This is a genomic window from Enterobacter chuandaensis, assembly GCF_003594915.1.
Lineage (GTDB): Bacteria > Pseudomonadota > Gammaproteobacteria > Enterobacterales > Enterobacteriaceae > Enterobacter > Enterobacter chuandaensis.
The window spans coordinates 86,446-103,284 of the sequence record NZ_QZCS01000003.1; the positions used below are offsets into that span (position 1 = coordinate 86,446).

General features: G+C 58.9%; 13 protein-coding genes and 2 pseudogenes. 12 read left to right on the top strand and 3 right to left on the bottom strand.

Annotated elements, in window-relative coordinates; all coding sequences use genetic code 11:
- Window positions 1-62: 62 nt before the first annotated feature.
- Window positions 63-281 carry a DUF7661 family protein gene (locus D5066_RS06000; protein ID WP_032648750.1) on the bottom strand — a complete coding sequence of 73 codons (219 nt, stop codon included), beginning with the start codon at window positions 279-281 and terminating at the stop codon, window positions 63-65.
- Between the two features lie 240 nt (window positions 282-521).
- On the opposite strand from D5066_RS06000, the pseudogene D5066_RS06005 reads away from it, so the two are divergent.
- A pseudogene (locus D5066_RS06005) lies at window positions 522-1,175 on the top strand (LysE family translocator).
- A 112-nt stretch (window positions 1,176-1,287) separates the two neighbouring features.
- On the opposite strand, the gene D5066_RS06010 reads toward D5066_RS06005, so the two are convergent.
- Complete coding sequence (locus D5066_RS06010; protein WP_119915361.1) at window positions 1,288-1,728, bottom strand: GNAT family N-acetyltransferase; 441 nt, start codon at window positions 1,726-1,728, stop codon at window positions 1,288-1,290.
- Between the two features lie 347 nt (window positions 1,729-2,075).
- On the opposite strand from D5066_RS06010, the gene D5066_RS06015 reads away from it, so the two are divergent.
- The 3 genes and pseudogenes from D5066_RS06015 (at window position 2,076) to D5066_RS06025 (ending at window position 4,231) form a co-directional block, all read left to right on the top strand.
- On the top strand, window positions 2,076-2,438 hold the full coding sequence (locus D5066_RS06015; RefSeq protein WP_336431790.1) for a YcgJ family protein: 363 nt from the start codon (window positions 2,076-2,078) through the stop codon (window positions 2,436-2,438).
- 217 nt (window positions 2,439-2,655) lie between these two features.
- Window positions 2,656-3,851: pseudogene (locus D5066_RS06020) on the top strand (NAD(P)/FAD-dependent oxidoreductase).
- Window positions 3,851-4,231: a DUF1641 domain-containing protein gene (locus D5066_RS06025; protein ID WP_119915363.1), complete on the top strand. Its 381-nt coding sequence runs from the start codon at window positions 3,851-3,853 to the stop codon at window positions 4,229-4,231. The pseudogene D5066_RS06020 and the gene D5066_RS06025 overlap by 1 nt, the downstream one beginning before the upstream one ends.
- A gap of 72 nt (window positions 4,232-4,303) precedes the next feature.
- On the opposite strand, the gene D5066_RS06030 is transcribed toward D5066_RS06025, so the two are convergent.
- On the bottom strand, window positions 4,304-5,137 hold the full coding sequence (locus D5066_RS06030; protein WP_023338648.1) for a MurR/RpiR family transcriptional regulator: 834 nt from the start codon (window positions 5,135-5,137) through the stop codon (window positions 4,304-4,306).
- A 292-nt stretch (window positions 5,138-5,429) separates the two neighbouring features.
- Here D5066_RS06030 and D5066_RS06035 point away from each other — a divergent pair, with 292 nt between their 5' ends.
- The 8 genes from D5066_RS06035 to D5066_RS06070 all read left to right on the top strand — a co-directional run bounded on the left by D5066_RS06035 (window position 5,430) and on the right by D5066_RS06070 (window position 16,839).
- The gene (locus D5066_RS06035; protein ID WP_119915364.1) at window positions 5,430-6,935 is read left to right on the top strand and encodes a CoA-acylating methylmalonate-semialdehyde dehydrogenase; all 1,506 of its coding nucleotides are present in this window, start codon (window positions 5,430-5,432) and stop codon (window positions 6,933-6,935) included.
- Window positions 6,936-6,946: 11 nt separating this feature from the next.
- On the top strand, window positions 6,947-8,872 hold the full coding sequence (gene iolD, locus D5066_RS06040) for a 3D-(3,5/4)-trihydroxycyclohexane-1,2-dione acylhydrolase (decyclizing) (protein WP_119915365.1): 1,926 nt from the start codon (window positions 6,947-6,949) through the stop codon (window positions 8,870-8,872).
- Between the two features lie 324 nt (window positions 8,873-9,196).
- The gene (gene iolG, locus D5066_RS06045) at window positions 9,197-10,183 is read left to right on the top strand and encodes an inositol 2-dehydrogenase (protein ID WP_080328435.1); all 987 of its coding nucleotides are present in this window, start codon (window positions 9,197-9,199) and stop codon (window positions 10,181-10,183) included.
- Between the two features lie 31 nt (window positions 10,184-10,214).
- Entirely contained in the window at window positions 10,215-11,144 is a 930-nt protein-coding gene (locus D5066_RS06050) for a sugar ABC transporter substrate-binding protein (RefSeq protein WP_080328436.1), read from the top strand.
- 48 nt (window positions 11,145-11,192) lie between these two features.
- Window positions 11,193-12,740 (top strand): sugar ABC transporter ATP-binding protein, encoded by a 1,548-nt coding sequence (locus D5066_RS06055; protein WP_080328437.1) that lies wholly within the window; start codon window positions 11,193-11,195, stop codon window positions 12,738-12,740.
- A gap of 11 nt (window positions 12,741-12,751) precedes the next feature.
- Entirely contained in the window at window positions 12,752-13,780 is a 1,029-nt protein-coding gene (locus D5066_RS06060; RefSeq protein WP_028014045.1) for an ABC transporter permease, read from the top strand.
- An 8-nt stretch (window positions 13,781-13,788) separates the two neighbouring features.
- On the top strand, window positions 13,789-14,922 hold the full coding sequence (locus D5066_RS06065) for a Gfo/Idh/MocA family protein (RefSeq protein ID WP_119915366.1): 1,134 nt from the start codon (window positions 13,789-13,791) through the stop codon (window positions 14,920-14,922).
- Window positions 14,923-14,934: 12 nt separating this feature from the next.
- On the top strand, window positions 14,935-16,839 hold the full coding sequence (locus D5066_RS06070; RefSeq protein ID WP_119915367.1) for a bifunctional 5-dehydro-2-deoxygluconokinase/5-dehydro-2-deoxyphosphogluconate aldolase: 1,905 nt from the start codon (window positions 14,935-14,937) through the stop codon (window positions 16,837-16,839).

Sequence of the window (16,839 nt, forward strand, 5' to 3'; positions counted from 1 at the left end):
TGGCAACACCATGTCAGGTTAGTGCCAGGAGCGGGCGCAATGTAAGGCTTACCATTAAATTCTTATTCGATGCGTTCCACATTTGGATGACGATCGGTTGCGGCTTCATGGAAAATGTCACCCAGCCAGCCGGCAATCTCTCCTTCAGTCATATCGTCTGGAATAGCGATGTCATAGAGCCGAGAAAACTTTCTCTCCGTCAGGTCAGCACGAAATACCAGCCACCGATCATGCTTACGTTGAACGCCAATATGCCGTCCAAAAACGTTATATATCAGCATATACAATCTCCGATCATGCTAATGAGTTCCTGCATCTATGATACATACGTCAGATCAGGCCAGAGAGTGAATCGTACAAATATGAAAGGTCAGCGTCCGCACCTCGCTCACAGTGGACATCATGCTTCTGTATCTGCTCTGTCTGCTCTGTGCCTGCAGCAGACGCTGCAGTGTATTCCACTTTCGGCTCGAATCGGACTGAGGTAACGTAGCAGAAATATTTATCCGGACTCAACCAAGATGCCTTCCATAGAAACGTTTATCTCTTTTCTTCTCGCGCTGACGCTTCTGGAGATTTCTCCGGGGCCAGACATGATGCTAACTATCGCCAGAGGCGTCGGTCAGGGAAGACGTATTGCACTGTTTACGGTACTGGGTAATGTATTTGTAGCGGGTTTTGTGCAGGTTTCTTTTCTTGTCCTCGGGCTGGTAGCCGTTGTTCATGCCTGGCCGGTTGCACTAGATCTGTTAAGGTGGGCTGGTGCGGCTTATCTGATGTGGCTGGGCATAAAAATGATTGCGACTTCAGGCACAGACACGCGGCTGCGAAAAACGGCCAAAATTTCTGACTGGAGTGCCGTTAAGGAAGGCGCCCTGAACAGCCTGACTAACCCAAAATCCCTGCTGTTCATGTTTGCTTTTCTTCCTCAGTTTGTCGATCTTGCTGCGGGTCCTGTCTGACTGCAATTGCTTGTTCTGGGTAGTATCCAGAAGCTGGCAGGAATTATTTTCCTGGGGTCAGTCGCGATGGCATCAGGGACATTTGGAAACTGGCTAAGTAAACACCCTGGCTTTTTCAAATGGCAGGAACGATTTACAGGTGTTGTCATGATAGGCCTCGGTATCCGCATGTTGTTTAGCGGGTCTGGAGTCGTATCGAAATCTTCCAGTTAAGTTTTACCGAAAGGGTAAACCCAGTGTCCGCTCTTCGCTCAGAGTGGGCCTTCAACTCAGTGGGAATGTCCGCTCCGTGCCAGGAGCGGACATTTACGAAATGAATCATTGCTTAAACGCAGCGAAGTTTTTCTAATCTAATATCGGATTCGCTCACATTTTCTTTCTCAACCCAGCCCAGCCGCCTGTAAAATTCTGCCGCACGACTGTTTTTGTCGGTTTCAAGCCAGGCAACCTCATGATGTTTGAATAATTCCTGCTCTGCGAGTTCAACAAGGCTGCGACCTACACCTCTGCTTTCATATTCAGGAAGAACAAAGGCTGCAAAAAGAGAACCTTCATCGAGTATAATCATCGAAAAACCAATCACTTTGCAGCCATCTACGGCAACCCATGCGCAACGACCCTCTTTGATCATACTGCTCACGGTATTTTCGGTGATGCCCATCTCTCGCATTTCTTCACGGCTCAGATGATTTTCGGCGACTGATGTTCTGACAGTGAAAATCCCTTCAACGTCAGACAATTGAGCTGGTCTTATATGTATATTCATTAGTCTTATTCCATGTATGACGAAGATAAATTTTAACCATATCCTTTACAGAATGATTGAACTTTAAGCGAAATGTCCGTTCCTCGCTCAGAGCGGACCTAACCCGCCCCACAAGCCCACTCCGTTTAGAGCATAGTAGTTCAGGTCTCTAAAATCGCATGACTCACCGGGATAGGGCCCTTACAATTGCCTCCGAGCCGAACTTTCGACGACTGTTTAAGTCGGAAAAAAACCATACGGGGCATATCCTGTTGAAACTCAGAACCCTCCAGGGTTGTTCACCATCATGATGGTTCCACCGCACCCCGTGCAAAGCCGACACGCATTAACCAACGGAGATTATCATCTTGAACAAGGCAATACTCGCATGCTCTGTGGCCGCGCTGCTGGCCGTGTCCGCCATGTCCGCTCAGGCCAGGACCCCCGCCAGGCTCAAGTCGCCAGTATCGGGCGTGCTCTGCGACCGATATGTATGCGCGAATGACAAGGGATTATCCCGCGATTTGACAGAGACGTATCTCGGTAAGAAGGCTGCTGCAAACGATGTGTTCACGTCGAGCAATGTCGATCTGACCGAATTCACCTTTGCCAACGGTATTTTCTGCGATGTGAAGGAACGACTGTGCCGTGAAGATCGCTATTATGGCGCGAACGGACAGCGCTCCGGGGCTATATCTAAAAAGTACACAAAGCTGCTCTTTGGCGAATAATGGTGATGGAAAGAGACCACAGGAAAAGAGTACGTTATAGGGATATAAATTATATTTTGTAGCGTACATTATAAATTATGATGTGATTGTCAAAATTAAATTTCTAGTTAAAAGTTGTATTGCGGAATATTACTCTGTTACTACCCTTTAGCTGAGCGTAACAGTGAAGCGGTCTGGTTACGTGAATTCCCATTCACTACCATGAGCGAATAAAGGAATGAAAAACCGCATAATGATTGTCGGCGGCGGCACGGGAGGAACCATTGTTGCCAACCTGCTGGCCAGAAATTACGACGTGAAATTGCTGCCGGTCAGGTAGAGCTGGTACTGATTTCCGAATCACCGGTGCATTACTACAAACCCGCGTTTATGTACGTCGCGTTTAACCTCTTCCATCATCATGAGCTGGCCCGGCCTGAACGGCAGTTACTGAGTCCGGAAATTCGATTTATTACCGATAAGATTGAGTCGTTCGATTTTAAACAGCGTCGACTGTACGGGGCCAGTAAGCAACATTACGACTGGGATCTGCTGGTTATCGCAACCGGCTGCACGCCTTTCCCGCAAAAAATCCCTGGCCTTGCCGAAGCGGGCGACCATTTTTATCAATACGCGGCGGCAAGAGAATTAGCGTATAAACTCTCCACCATTAAAAAGGGGCGAATATTTATTACCGTCTCTTTCCCGGAAACGCCGAATGTTCCCCATCAGTGCGGCATCGCCCCTATTGAAACCACGCTTATGGTTGACGACTATCTGCGCCAGCGCGGCGTACGTAATCAGGTTGAGATTGTTTATACCTATCCGACCGTCGCGCAGCTGCTGCGAAACTGCCTGTTCCTGCAGCGTCCGGTTGGGGAGGCGCTGGGCGATATTTTTGCTGCCAAAGGGATACAGCATCAGCGCGGCTTTACCTTAAGCCATGTCGATCCTGACAGCAAAATTGCCTATTCCGCCGAGGGCGACTCGCAGAACTTCGACATCCTGATGGCAACGCCTCCCATCAGGGCGGTCGAAGCGGTGCGTAATACGGGACTCAGTGAGGTTCAGAACGGTGAAGGCTGGCTGCCGACGGATCACCAAACGCTGGGCGTCTACGGCCTGGAAGGGGTGTATGTGATCGGCGATACCGTTGACCTCCCGATCAGTAAAGCCGGGGGATCGTGCCACAACCAGGCTCCGATCGTTGCCGATAACATTGTGGCGGAGCTGTACGGCAGACCGCCCGGAAGCGGTAACCATTATGATGGACGGGTTCAGGCCGTTGCGCAGATGGGGCTCTGGGCCGGTATGCCGTTGGTGTATGACTATCGCAATGACGTGACGCCCATGCCTGCGACGAAACTCGGCGGCATGCTGCGAAACGGTTTTAACCGTGGTCTCTATTGGGGTGTCGTGAGGGGGATGTTCTAATGAGTGAACAGGAACTGTTACTTAAAAGCCTTGCCCCGCTGATGGCAGGCAATCGCCTGAATAATTTGGTTGATCTGCTGGCCTTAGCAGCAGACATGCTGGAAATGACCGACAGCGCGATGGTCGAAAAGCTGGCTGGCGTATTTGAAGATGTGGTAACCGTCGGTTGGGAAGGGGGAACCGCGCTACGCATGGCCTGGGGAGAGCAAATTAACCGGGAAGGGGATATTTCGCTTCGGCAGGTGTTTGCCATGCTCAACGATCCTGATACCCGCCGCGGCATCATGCTTTTACTGCGGGTGTTACAGATTACGGGGCAACGTCTGAATTCCCTCTATTCCGTCAGTTATTCTGATTGCCCCGAGATAAGAAGCCGTTAATGTCTGGCTAATGCTCTTCAGGCGGCCGGGTATCGTCTATACCTTACCCGGCCCACCAAACGGCATTGGGGGCTATTTCTCCCCGCCACCCAACCTATACGCCAGCGCCACCACCAGCGACTGCACCAGGCACAGCGTCGCCGACTGAGACCGGAACGCGTCCACCTGCGCCTCTTTCACCACAAAGCAGAGATCGCTGAATGTCGCGAGCGGGCTGATCTGGCTGTCCGTAATCACGATCTGCCGCGCGCCAACGCTGGCAGCGGTTTCGCTGACCATCACCGTCTCTTCCGCGTACGGCGAGAAGCTGATCGACACCACGATGTCGCGCGCCTTAATGCGGCTGATCTGCTCGCGCAGCATCCCGCCCATGCCGTCGAGCAGGATAGGGCGGCATTCCAGGTGGCTCAGGGCGTAGGTGAGGTAGGCCGCGACGCTAAAGGAGCGGCGCAGCCCGGCGATGTAGATGGTGTCGGCGTCGGCCAGCAGCTGCACCGCGCGCTCCAGCATTTCCGGCTCTGCACGGGCGGCCAGCTGCTGTAGCGCCTGCGCGTTCGAGCGGGCGAACTCCTGCAGGATATCGAGCGGCGTTTCCGGCACGGCCTCGCTCTCCATCTCCCGGAACAGCCGGGCGCGGTCGCTGTAGCTGGCGGTCTCCTCCACCAGGTTCATGCGAAACAGCTGTTTCATTTCGTTAAAGCCGGTGAAGTCAAAGGCGTTGGCAAAGCGGATCAGCGTTGAGGGCGGCACGTCGGCGCGCTCGGCAATGACGGCAACCGTATCAAAGGCCACGCTGTTTGTGTTATCCAGCACGTAGCGGGAGACCTGCTGCAGCCTCTTGCTCAGGCTATCGTAGCGATCGCGGATTTGTTGCTGCAGTTCGTTCAGGCTGGTTGCTGTCGTCATGTTATCCCCCAAATACAGTCTTATGATTCTAAACGCAAAACCGCGCCTTTTAAATGTCGGCCATCCATCTGGCAACAAAAATGAAACAGAAGCTTCAGTCATTTCCTCGCCCGAAATTCCTTAATAGCGCACGCGGCGTCAGTGTTGTTGCCTGTTAACATAAAAATCCATCCTTGATCACAATAATCATCATTTATTTTATTTCAACTTAAAATGGAATATTTGTTTCATATATAGTGTTCAGTACACAGTGTTCAGGTAACAGTCACGTATCAACAGCGAGAGGTTAAGGATGGAGACGGTAGCGAATTTTATTCACGGCGAATGTGTCACCGGTTCAGGCCAGCGCGTTCAGGCGATCTTCAACCCGGCCACCGGCGAGCAGATCCGCCAGGTGGTGATGAGTACGGCACGGGAAACCGAACAGGCCATTGCCGCCGCGCAGCAGGCGTTTCCTGCGTGGTCGCGCCAGGCTCCGCTTAAGCGCGCGCGCGTGATGTTCCGCTTCAAGGCGCTGCTGGAGGAGAACATGACGCGCCTGGCCCGCATTATCAGCGAAGAGCACGGCAAGGTCTTCTCCGACGCGGTGGGCGAACTGACCCGCGGCCTGGAAGTGGTGGAGTTTGCCTGCGGCATCCCGCATCTGCAAAAGGGTGAACACTCTGCCAACGTCGGCACGGGCGTCGACAGCCACTCGCTGATGCAGCCGCTCGGCGTCTGCGCCGGGATCACGCCGTTTAACTTCCCGGCGATGGTGCCGATGTGGATGTTCCCGATTGCGCTGGCGACCGGCAACACCTTCGTGCTGAAACCGTCGGAAAAAGATCCTTCTCTTGCGCTCGCGCTGGCGCAGCTGCTGAAAGAGGCCGGCCTGCCGGACGGCGTCTTCAATGTGGTTCAGGGCGATAAAGAGTCCGTTGACGTGCTCCTGACTGACCCGCGCGTGCAGGCGGTGAGCTTTGTCGGCTCCACGCCGATTGCGGAATACATTTACCAGACCGCATCCGCCCACGGTAAGCGCTGTCAGGCGCTGGGCGGCGCGAAAAACCACTGCATTTTAATGCCGGATGCCGACATGGAGATGGCCACCAACGCCATCATGGGCGCGGCCTACGGCGCGGCGGGGGAACGCTGCATGGCGCTCTCCGTGGTGCTGGCGGTGGGGGATAAAACCGCCGACGACCTTTGCGCCCGGCTGGAAAAACAGATTGCCGCGCTGCGCGTCGGGCCGGGCCTGGACCAGTCGCCGGAAAACGAAATGGGGCCGCTCATCTCCTCCGCGCACCGCAGCAAGGTGCTGGGCTACATCGACAGCGGGGAAACTCAGGGGGCGAAACTGCGCGTGGATGGGCGCGGCTTCAGCGTGAAGGGCCACGAGCAGGGCTACTTCGTCGGGCCGACGCTGTTTGATAACGTCACCCCGGAGATGACCATCTATAAAGAAGAGATTTTTGGCCCGGTGCTTTCTGTGGTGCGCGTAGCAGATTACGCCAGCGCGGTGGATCTGATTAATCGCCATGAATATGGTAATGGCTCAGCGATCTTCACCCGCGACGGCGGCTGCGCGCGCCGCTTCTGCGAAGAGGTGCAGGCTGGCATGGTGGGGGTCAACGTGCCGATCCCGGTGCCGATGGCGTTCCACAGCTTCGGCGGCTGGAAGCGCTCGATTTTTGGTGCGCTCAACGTCCACGGCAATGACGGTGTGCGTTTCTACACCCGAATGAAAACCATCACCGCGCGCTGGCCGGAAATGCAGCAGGAGACAGGCGCTGCGTTCTCCATGCCGACGCTGGGCTGACAGGAGGCGTTATGCAAACCGAACGTATGACCATGGCCCAGGCGCTGGTCCGGTTCCTGAATCAACAGTACGTCTGCATTGACGGCAACGAAACGCCCTTCGTGGAGGGCGTGGCGACCATCTTTGGGCACGGCAACGTGCTGGGTATCGGCCAGGCGCTGGAGCAGGATCCCGGTCATCTGAAAATCATGCAGGGGTGCAACGAGCAGGGTATCGCCCATATGGCGACGGGATTCGCTAAACAGCATCGCCGTCAGCGCATTTTTGCCGTCACCTCCTCCGTCGGGCCGGGAGCTGCCAATATGGTGACCGCCGCGGCCACCGCCACGGCGAACCGCATCCCGCTTTTACTGCTGCCGGGCGATATCTATGCCAGCCGCCAGCCGGACCCGGTGCTGCAGCAGATCGAGCAGTATCACGATCTCAGCATCAGCACCAACGACTGCTTCCGTCCGGTCTCCCGCTACTGGGACCGCATTAACCGCCCCGAGCAGCTGATGAGCGCCATGTTAAGCGCAATGCGAACGCTTACTGACCCCGCAGATACCGGCGCGGTGACCATCTGCCTGCCGCAGGACGTGCAGGGAGAGGCGTGGGACTACCCGCTGAGCTTCTTTGCGCGTCGTGTGCACCACATCGAACGTCGTCCACCTGACCCGCAGCGTCTGGCGCAGGCGCGGGCGCTGATTGCCCGCAAGCGTCGTCCACTGGTGGTGTGCGGCGGCGGCGTGCGCTACTCCGGCGCGCATGAGGCGTTTCGCGAATTTGTCGAGACGCTGCAACTGCCGTTTGCCGAAACCCAGGCCGGAAAGGGGGCGCTGGTAAGTGACCACCCACTTAATCTGGGCGGCGTGGGGGTGACGGGCGGAATGGCCGCCAACCAGCTTGCGCCACAGGCGGATTTAGTGATCGGTATCGGCACGCGTCTGACCGACTTTACTACCGGCTCCAAGGCGCTCTTTTCCCACCCGGACGTCGAATTCCTGCTGCTGAACGTGGCCGAGTTTGATGCCCTGAAGCTGGACGCCACCGCGCTGATTGCCGATGCCCAAACCGGCCTCCAGGCCTTAACCCACGCGCTCGGCGATTACCGCAGCGGCTGGGGAGAGGCGATCGCCGGGGCGAAATCCGCGTGGCGCGACGAGTGCCGCCGCCTGTGGGATCGCCAGTGGCATCCTGACGATGCGCCCGAAGTGGCGGGGCACCTGGACGCGCAGCTGGCGGAATACGGCGAGACGCTCAACACCCGGCTGACCCAGACGCGGGTGCTGGGGCTGATCAATCAGCATATTGAAGATAACGCCATCGTGGTGGGCGCGGCCGGTTCGCTGCCGGGGGATTTACAGCGCCTCTGGCAGGTCAAAACGCCGGACAGCTATCACCTGGAGTACGGCTACTCCTGCATGGGCTACGAGATTGCGGCGGCGCTTGGCGCGAAGCTCGCCAGACCCGCGCTGCCGGTATACGCCATGGTGGGGGATGGTTCCTACATGATGCTGCACTCCGAACTGCAAACCGCCGTGCAGGAGGGCATTAAGATCACCGTTCTGCTGTTCGATAATGCCAGCTTCGGCTGCATTAATAACCTGCAGATGGGGCACGGCATGGGCAGTTTTGGCACGGAAAACCGTCGGCGCAACCCGGAAACCGGGCGGCTTGACGGGCCGCTGGTGAAGGTCGACTTTGCGCAAAACGCGGAAAGCTACGGCTGCCGCGCGTGGCGGGTGAACGATGAGCAAAGCCTGCTGGCGGCGCTGGAGGCGTCACGGGCGCATCCGGGCCCGACGCTGCTGGACATCAAGGTATTGCCGAAGACCATGACCCACGACTACGCCTCGTGGTGGCGAACTGGTGATGCGCAGGTGGCAGAGTCTTCTGCCGTGCGCGAAGCCGCGGAGCAAACGCAGGCGCAGGTGAAAAAAGCGCGTCAGTATTAAGTTTTCCCGTCGTAACGAAATTTTCATTTCATTTCCCCTCACCCTAACCCTCTCCCCAAAGGGGAGAGGGGATGGTGCGGTGTGGCCTTTTCTCCCTCGCCCGCCTGGGGAGAGGGGACGGCTCGGGGCTGTCTTTTCTCCCTCGCCCCTTTGGGAAGATGTCCTCCCTCCCATGTTGTGAGATTGATAACAAAAATTATCTCATTCATCTCAAAAGTGTTAACCTGCACTCAAAAATATAATTTTCACTATTTATAAAAATGAAATAAATGTTTTATTTATAGGGTCGTTAGTTCACAGCATTCACCAACACCGGGAGCCGTTATGTTTAACATTGCTTTACTGGGCGCTGGCCGAATTGGCCAGGTACATGCAGCTAACATCGCCAGCCACAGCGCGACCACGCTCTGGTCCGTGGTTGACCCGAATCAGGAATTTGCCACCCGCCTCGCCACCCAATATCAGGCCCGCCAGCAGAGCCTCATTGATGCGATGACTGACCCTAACGTTCACGCCGTGCTGATCGCCTCCGCCACCGACACCCACGCGGACCTGATTGAAATGGCCGCCCGCCACGGCAAGGCCATCTTCTGCGAAAAACCGGTACACCTCGACCTCGCCCGCGTACGTGACTGCCTGAAAGTGGTCAAAGAATACGACGTGCCGCTGTTCATCGGCTTTAACCGTCGCTTTGACCCGCAGTTCCGCCGCGTGAAAACCGACGCGCAGGCCGGGCGTATCGGCAAGCCGGAATCGCTGCTGATTATTTCCCGCGACCCGTCTCCGCCGCCTGCGGAGTACGTGCGCGTCTCCGGCGGCATGTTCCGCGATATGACCATTCACGATTTTGATATGGCCCGCTTCATCATGGGTGAAGAGCCGGTCTCGGTGTATGCCCAGGGCAGCAACCTGGTAGATCCGGCGATTGGCGAGGCGGGGGATATCGATACCGCGTTTATCGTTCTGAAATATGCCTCCGGCGCGATGGCGACCATCGTCAACAGCCGCCGCTCCTCTTACGGCTACGACCAGCGCCTGGAGCTGCACGGCTCCGAAGGGCTGCTGTGCGCGGGCAACATTCTGGAAAACCAGGTGCAGCACTACGGCAAACAGGGCTGCACCAGCGCGCTGCCGGAACACTTCTTCCTGCAGCGCTACAAATCCGCTTACGCCGCGGAATGGGAACACTTTGTTGCGGTCCTGCGCGGCGAAGCGGTGCCTGACTGCAGCGGCGATGATGGTGAACGTGCGCTGTACCTTGCGGATAAAGCGCTGGAGTCGCTGCGTAGCCAGCGCGAGATCGTCCTCTAAACACAACAACCCTACACAGAGAGACATAATAATGAAAAAACTGATCTTAGCCGCCCTCATCGCCATGACGTCCGGGGCCGCCCTCGCCGAAAACGAGCAAATTGTTTTCAGTACGCCAAACCTGGCGATGCCGTTTGAAGTTCACATGCAGCGCACGGCGGTGAAAGCCGCAAAAGAGATGGGCGTGAAGCTTCAGGTGCTGGACGGGCAGGGCAGCTCACCGAAGCAGGTGGCTGACCTGGAAAACGCCATCACCCGTGGAGCGCAGGGGTTCATCGTCTCCCCGAACGACGTGAACGCGGTCTCCAGCGCAGTGGATGAAATTCAGGATGCGAAGCTGCCGGTGGTCACGCTCGACCGCTCCGTCGACAGCCAGAAGAAAGTGCCGCACTTTGGCGCCAACAACTACAAGGGCGGCCAGGCGATTGGCGACTTCGTCAAAACCAAATTCCCCGACGGGGCGGACATCATTCTGCTCACCGGCCAGCCGGGCTCCTCCTCCAATATTGAACGCACCAAAGGGATCCGCGACAGCCTGAAGGCGGGCGGGGATAAGTACAAGATCGTCGCCGATCAGACCGGCAACTGGATGCGTTCTGAAGGGATGCGTATCGTCGAAAGCGTGCTGCCTTCGCTGCCGAAGCGCCCGCAGGTGATCCTCTCCGCCAACGACGATATGGCGCTGGGGGCGATTGAGGCGCTGCAGAGCCAGGGCGTGAAGCCGGGCGAAATTCTGGTGACCGGCTTTGATGCGGTGCCGGAAGCGCTGGCCCGCGTGCGCGACGGCTGGCTGGCGGTAACGGCGGATCAGCGTCCGGGCTTTGCGGTACAAACGGCGATGAGCCAGCTGGTGGCCAACGTGCGCGAGAAGAAAGCCATCACCGGGGCCGACTACCCGCCAACGCTGATCACCAAAGAGAACCTGCAGCAGGCTGAGCGTATCGGTGAGGCCGGTAACTGATATGTCCCGAGCCGCCTCTGGCGGCTCATCATGAGGAGGAGCAGACCGATGTCGCAACCCTTACTGAAAGTGACCGACCTGGCAAAAAGCTTTTCCGGCGTCTGGGCGCTGAGCAGCGCCCAGCTGACCGTCGGCAGCGGCGAAATTCACGCCCTGCTGGGAGAAAACGGGGCGGGGAAATCCACGCTGCTGAAGGCGCTCGCGGGCGCGCAGCCGCAAACGCGCGGGGATATCTGGTTCAACGGCGAAACGCTGCCGGTGGACGACTCCCCGGTGGAACGACAGAACAAGGGCATTATCACCATCTATCAGGAGTTCAACCTGCTGCCCAACATGACCGTCGCGGAAAACATGTTTCTCGGGCGCGAGCCGCGTAAACGTAACCTGATCGTCGACGAAAAAGCGGTAAACCAGGAGGCGCAGGTCATTCTTGATTACCTGCAGCTGAACGTTGCGCCGACCACGCCGGTCGCCCGTCTGAGCGTCGCCCAGCAGCAGATGGTGGAGATCGCCCGGGCGCTGACCCTCAACGCAAGATTAATCATCATGGACGAACCTTCTGCCGCGCTGAGCGACAGCGAGGTGGAAAGCCTGCACCGCGTGGTGCGCGAGCTTAAAAACCGCGGCGTGAGCATTATTTACGTTACCCACCGCCTGCACGAGGTTTTTCAGCTCTGCGATCGCTTCACCGTTTTCCAGGACGGCCGCTTTACCGGCACCGGCGCGGTAGCCGAAACCAACGTAGAGCAGCTGATCCGCCTGATGGTCGGGCGCGACGTGGCCTTTAACCGCCGCCCCGCCAGCGAAACCCATCATGAAGACAAGCCCGTCCGTCTGGCGGTGAAGGGGCTGAGCCGCGAAAAGCCGCCGCTGGATCCGCACGGCATCGCCCTGCACGACATCAGCTTTCACGTCCACGCCGGGGAAGTTTTGGGCATTGCCGGGCTGGTGGGCGCGGGACGCACCGAGGTGGCTCGCTGCCTGTTTGGTGCAGACGCGTTTACCTCCGGGAGCTTTGAGCTGGACGGCGTGCCGTACCAGCCGCGCGACCCGCTGTATGCTCTCGATCAGGGCGTGGCGCTGGTGCCGGAAGACCGCAAAAAAGAGGGGGCGGTGCTTGGGCTGTCTATTCGCGACAACCTGTCGCTCTCCTGCCTCTCCTCGCTGCTGCAGTGGCGCTGGTTTGTGAACACCCGTAAAGAGGATGATCTGATTGAGTCCTACCGCCAGGCGCTGCAGATCAAAATGGTCAACAGCGCGCAGGAGGTGCGCAAACTCTCCGGCGGCAACCAGCAAAAAGTGATCCTCGCGCGCTGCATGGCGCTCAACCCGCGGGTGCTGATCGTCGATGAGCCGACGCGCGGCATCGACGTGGGAACCAAATCGGAAGTGCACCAGGTGCTGTTTGACATGGCGAAAAAGGGCGTGGCGGTGATCGTGATCTCCTCCGATCTGCCTGAGGTGATGGCGGTGTCTGATCGGATCATCACCCTCAGCGAAGGCCGGGTGACCGGCGAGATCCACGGTGACGACGCTAACGAAGAACGGCTGATGACGATGATGGCCATCAACCACAACGCCCTGAACGCGGCATAACGGAGTAACTCATGACGCAGATGATTTCTAAAACGCAGGCCCCGGTCAAACGCGCCGGACGCATCGATCCCATTGCCTTCTTCGAGCGCTTCGGGGTGCTGATTTTCATGATCCTGCTGCTGATCTTCTTCCAGTCGCAGAACAGCAACTTTTTCTCTGAACGCAATATTTTCAACATCCTGACTGAAGTCTCCATCTACGGGATCATGGCCGTGGGGATGACCTTCGTCATCCTGACCGCCGGGATTGACCTCTCCGTCGGCTCCATTCTGGCGGTGTGCGCCATGACCGCGGCGTACGTGATCAAAGGTGACAACTTCACCACCGTCGACCCGAACGCCTGGGGCGGCATGAGCTGGCTGATCGGCCTGGGGATTTGTCTGGCGATGGGCACGGCGATTGGTTTCCTGCATGGCCTGGGCGTCACCCGCCTGCGCCTGCCGCCGTTCATCGTCACCCTCGGCGGGATGACTATCTGGCGCGGCCTGACACTGGTGATTAACGACGGCGCGCCGATCGCCGGTTTTGACCCCGGCTACCGCTGGTGGGGGCGCGGGGAGCTGCTCGGCATCTCCATTCCGATCTGGATCTTTGCCATCGTCGCCGTCGGCGGTTATCTGGCACTGCATAAAACCCGCTGGGGCCGCTTCGTCTACGCCATCGGCGGTAACCCGGAGGCGGCGCGCCTGGCGGGGGTCAACGTCAAGCGAGTGCTGGTCAGCGTCTATGTGCTTATTGGCTGTCTGGCCGGGCTGGCGGGCTTCATCCTGAGCGCGCGTCTGGGTAGCGCCGAGGCGGTGGCCGGGATCTCCTTTGAGCTGCGCGTTATCGCCTCGGTGGTGATTGGCGGCACCTCGCTGATGGGCGGCTACGGGCGCATCGGCGGCACCATTATCGGCTCCATCATTATGGGCATTCTGATTAACGGCCTGGTGCTGATGAACGTCTCGGCCTACTACCAGCAAATTATCACCGGATTAATTATCGTTCTGGCGGTGGCATTCGATACCTATGCCAAGAGCCGTCGCGGCGCACTGTGAGGATCACGATGAAAGAGGTTCGTATTGGATTAATTGGCACCGGGTATATCGGCAAGGCGCACGCTATCGCCTATGCCCAGGCCCCGACGGTGTTCAACCTGCTCGGCAGGCTGGTGCGCGAGATGGTGGCGGAAGTCACGCCGGAGCTGGCGGCAGAGCGCGCGCATGCGTTTGGCTTCAACCGCTCCACCGGGGACTGGCGGGCGCTGGTGGCCGACCCGGCCATTGACGTGGTGGATATTTGCTCACCCAACCACCTGCATAAGGAGATGGCGCTGGAGGCGATCCGCCACGGCAAGCACGTCTACTCGGAGAAGCCGCTGGCGCTGAACGCCCACGACGCGCGCGAGATGGTCGACGCCGCGAAGCGGGCCGGGGTGAAAACGCTGGTGGGGTTCAACTACATGAAGAACCCGACGGCGCAGCTGGCGAAGGAGATTATCGCGCGCGGCGAGATTGGCGAGGTGATCCACTTCTACGGCACCCACAACGAAGACTATATGGCCGACCCGCTGTCGCCCATTCACTGGCACTGCTTTAAAGAGACCGCCGGGCTGGGGGCGCTGGGCGACCTCGCGGCGCACATCGTCAATATGGCCCAGTACCTGGTGGGGGAGATTGAGCAGGTCTGCGGCGACCTGAAGATCGTGGTCCCGGCGCGCCCGACGAAGGCCGGATCGTCAGAGATGATTGCGGTGGAAAACGAGGATCAGGCCCACGCGATGGTGCGCTTCGCGGGCGGGGCGCAGGGGGTGATTGAAACCTCCCGCGTCGCCTGCGGCCGCAAGATGGGGCTGTCGTACGTCATCACCGGGACGAAAGGCGCCATCAGCTTCACCCAGGAGCGCATGGCCGAGCTGAAGCTCTATCTGCATGACGATCCGGTGAACCGTCAGGGGTTCCGCACGCTGCTCGTCGGCCCGGCGCACCCGGACTACGCCGCGTTTTGTATGGGCGCAGGCCACGGGATTGGCTTTAACGATCAAAAAACGGTGGAGGTGCGCGACCTGGTGGACGGGATTGCCGCCGACGCGCCGATGTGGCCGGACTTCGAAGAGGGCTGGAAGGTGTCGCGCGTGCTGGACGCGATTGCACTCTCGCACCTGCAGGGCCGCTGGCTGAACGTGAACGACATTGTCTGATGAGGTATCAACGTGGAAAAGCAGTTTGATGTGATATGCATGGGCCGCGTGGCGGTAGACCTCTACAGTCAGCAGATTGGTGCCCGCCTGGAGGATGTGTCGAGCTTCGCCAAATATCTCGGCGGCTCGTCCGGCAACGTGGCGTATGGCACCGCGCGTCAGGGTCTGCGCTCGTCGATGCTGGCGCGCGTCGGCGATGAACATATGGGCCGCTTCCTGCGCGAAGAGCTCAACCAGGTGGGCTGTGATACCAGTCATCTGATTACCGATAAACAACGCCTTACGGCGCTGGTGCTACTCGGCATTAAAGACCGGGACACCTTTCCTCTGATTTTTTATCGCGATAACTGCGCGGATATGGCGATTACCGCCAGCGATGTGGACGAAAGCTACATTGCCTCCGCACGTTGTCTTGCCATCACCGGGACCCACCTTTCTCATCCGCAGACCCGCGAGGCGGTGCTGACGGCGCTGGGCTATGCCCGCCGTCACGGCGTGCGCACGGTGCTGGACATCGACTACCGTCCGGTGCTGTGGGGGCTGACCTCTTTAGGCGACGGCGAAACACGCTTTATCGCCGCCGACCAGGTCACCTGCGAGCTGCAGGAGGTGCTGCACCTCTTCGACGTCATTGTCGGTACCGAAGAGGAATTTCACATTGCGGGCGGCAGTACGGATACCCTGCAGGCGCTGGGACAGGTGCGCGCCGTCAGTGACGCAGCGCTGGTCTGCAAGCGCGGCGCGCTGGGCTGCTCAGTCTATACCGACGCCATTCCGCCCCGGCTGGACGACGGCCTGACGGTCACCGGCGTGCGCGTGGAGGTGCTGAACGTCCTCGGCGCGGGGGACGCGTTTATGTCCGGCCTGCTGCGCGGCTACCTGAACGACGAGGGCTGGGAGCAGGCGTGCCGCTACGCCAACGCCTGCGGCGCGCTGGTGGTCTCGCGCCACGGCTGCGCCCCGGCGATGCCGAGCAAAATCGAGCTGGATGACTATCTCTCCCGCGCTGCGGTTGTGCCACGCCCGGATCTTGACTCGCGTCTTAACCATCTGCACCGGGTCACCACCCGCCGCCGCGAATGGCCGGAGCTGTGCGTGATGGCCTTCGATCACCGCAGCCAGCTTGAGGATATGGCGATGCAGTGCGGCGCGTCGCTTAAGCGCATTCCGGCGCTGAAACAGCTGATCCTGCAGGCCAGCCGCGAGGCGGCGAGCCGCGCCGGGCTGGAGGGCAAAGCCGGTCTGCTGTGCGACGGCACCTTTGGTCAGGACGCGCTGAACGCGATCACCGGGGAAGGGTGGTGGATTGGTCGCCCCATCGAGCTGCCGGGCTCCCGGCCGCTGGAGATGGAGCACGGCAACATCGGCACCCAGCTTATCAGCTGGCCGCAGGAGCACGTGGTGAAGTGCCTGGTCTTCTTTCACCCGGAAGACGCCCACGGCCTGCGCCTGGAGCAGGAGCAGAAAATCGCCGAGGTGTACCACGCCTGCTGCCGGTCCGGGCACGAGCTGCTGCTGGAGGTGATCCTGCCCGCCAGCATGCCGCGCAGCGACGAGCTTTACCTGCGCGCCATCTCCCGCTTCTACAACCTGGGCATTTACCCGGACTGGTGGAAGCTGCCGCCGCTCACGGCCGACGGCTGGACGGCGCTGAGCGAGATTATCGAACGCCGGGACCCGCACTGCCGCGGGGTGGTGATCCTCGGCCTGGACGCACCGGCGGAACAGCTGCGCGCCGACTTCAGAGCCGCAGCGGGGCAGACGGTAGTCAAAGGCTTTGCCGTGGGCCGCACGCTGTTTGGCGAGGCTTCCCGCGCGTGGCTGAAACACGATATTGACGATGCGCAGCTGGTGGCGCGCATCCGGGACAACTACCTGCAGCTTATCGCCTGGTGGCGCGAGCGCGGACACGCATAA

Coding starts and splice junctions, on each gene's coding strand:
- D5066_RS06000 (WP_032648750.1), bottom strand. CDS start 281: ATGCTGATATATAACGTTTTTGGACGGCATATTGGCGTTCAACGTAAG.
- D5066_RS06010 (WP_119915361.1), bottom strand. CDS start 1,728: ATGAATATACATATAAGACCAGCTCAATTGTCTGACGTTGAAGGGATT.
- D5066_RS06025 (WP_119915363.1), top strand. CDS start 3,851: ATGAGTGAACAGGAACTGTTACTTAAAAGCCTTGCCCCGCTGATGGCA.
- D5066_RS06030 (WP_023338648.1), bottom strand. CDS start 5,137: ATGACGACAGCAACCAGCCTGAACGAACTGCAGCAACAAATCCGCGAT.
- D5066_RS06035 (WP_119915364.1), top strand. CDS start 5,430: ATGGAGACGGTAGCGAATTTTATTCACGGCGAATGTGTCACCGGTTCA.
- iolD (WP_119915365.1), top strand. CDS start 6,947: ATGCAAACCGAACGTATGACCATGGCCCAGGCGCTGGTCCGGTTCCTG.
- iolG (WP_080328435.1), top strand. CDS start 9,197: ATGTTTAACATTGCTTTACTGGGCGCTGGCCGAATTGGCCAGGTACAT.
- D5066_RS06050 (WP_080328436.1), top strand. CDS start 10,215: ATGAAAAAACTGATCTTAGCCGCCCTCATCGCCATGACGTCCGGGGCC.
- D5066_RS06055 (WP_080328437.1), top strand. CDS start 11,193: ATGTCGCAACCCTTACTGAAAGTGACCGACCTGGCAAAAAGCTTTTCC.
- D5066_RS06060 (WP_028014045.1), top strand. CDS start 12,752: ATGACGCAGATGATTTCTAAAACGCAGGCCCCGGTCAAACGCGCCGGA.
- D5066_RS06065 (WP_119915366.1), top strand. CDS start 13,789: ATGAAAGAGGTTCGTATTGGATTAATTGGCACCGGGTATATCGGCAAG.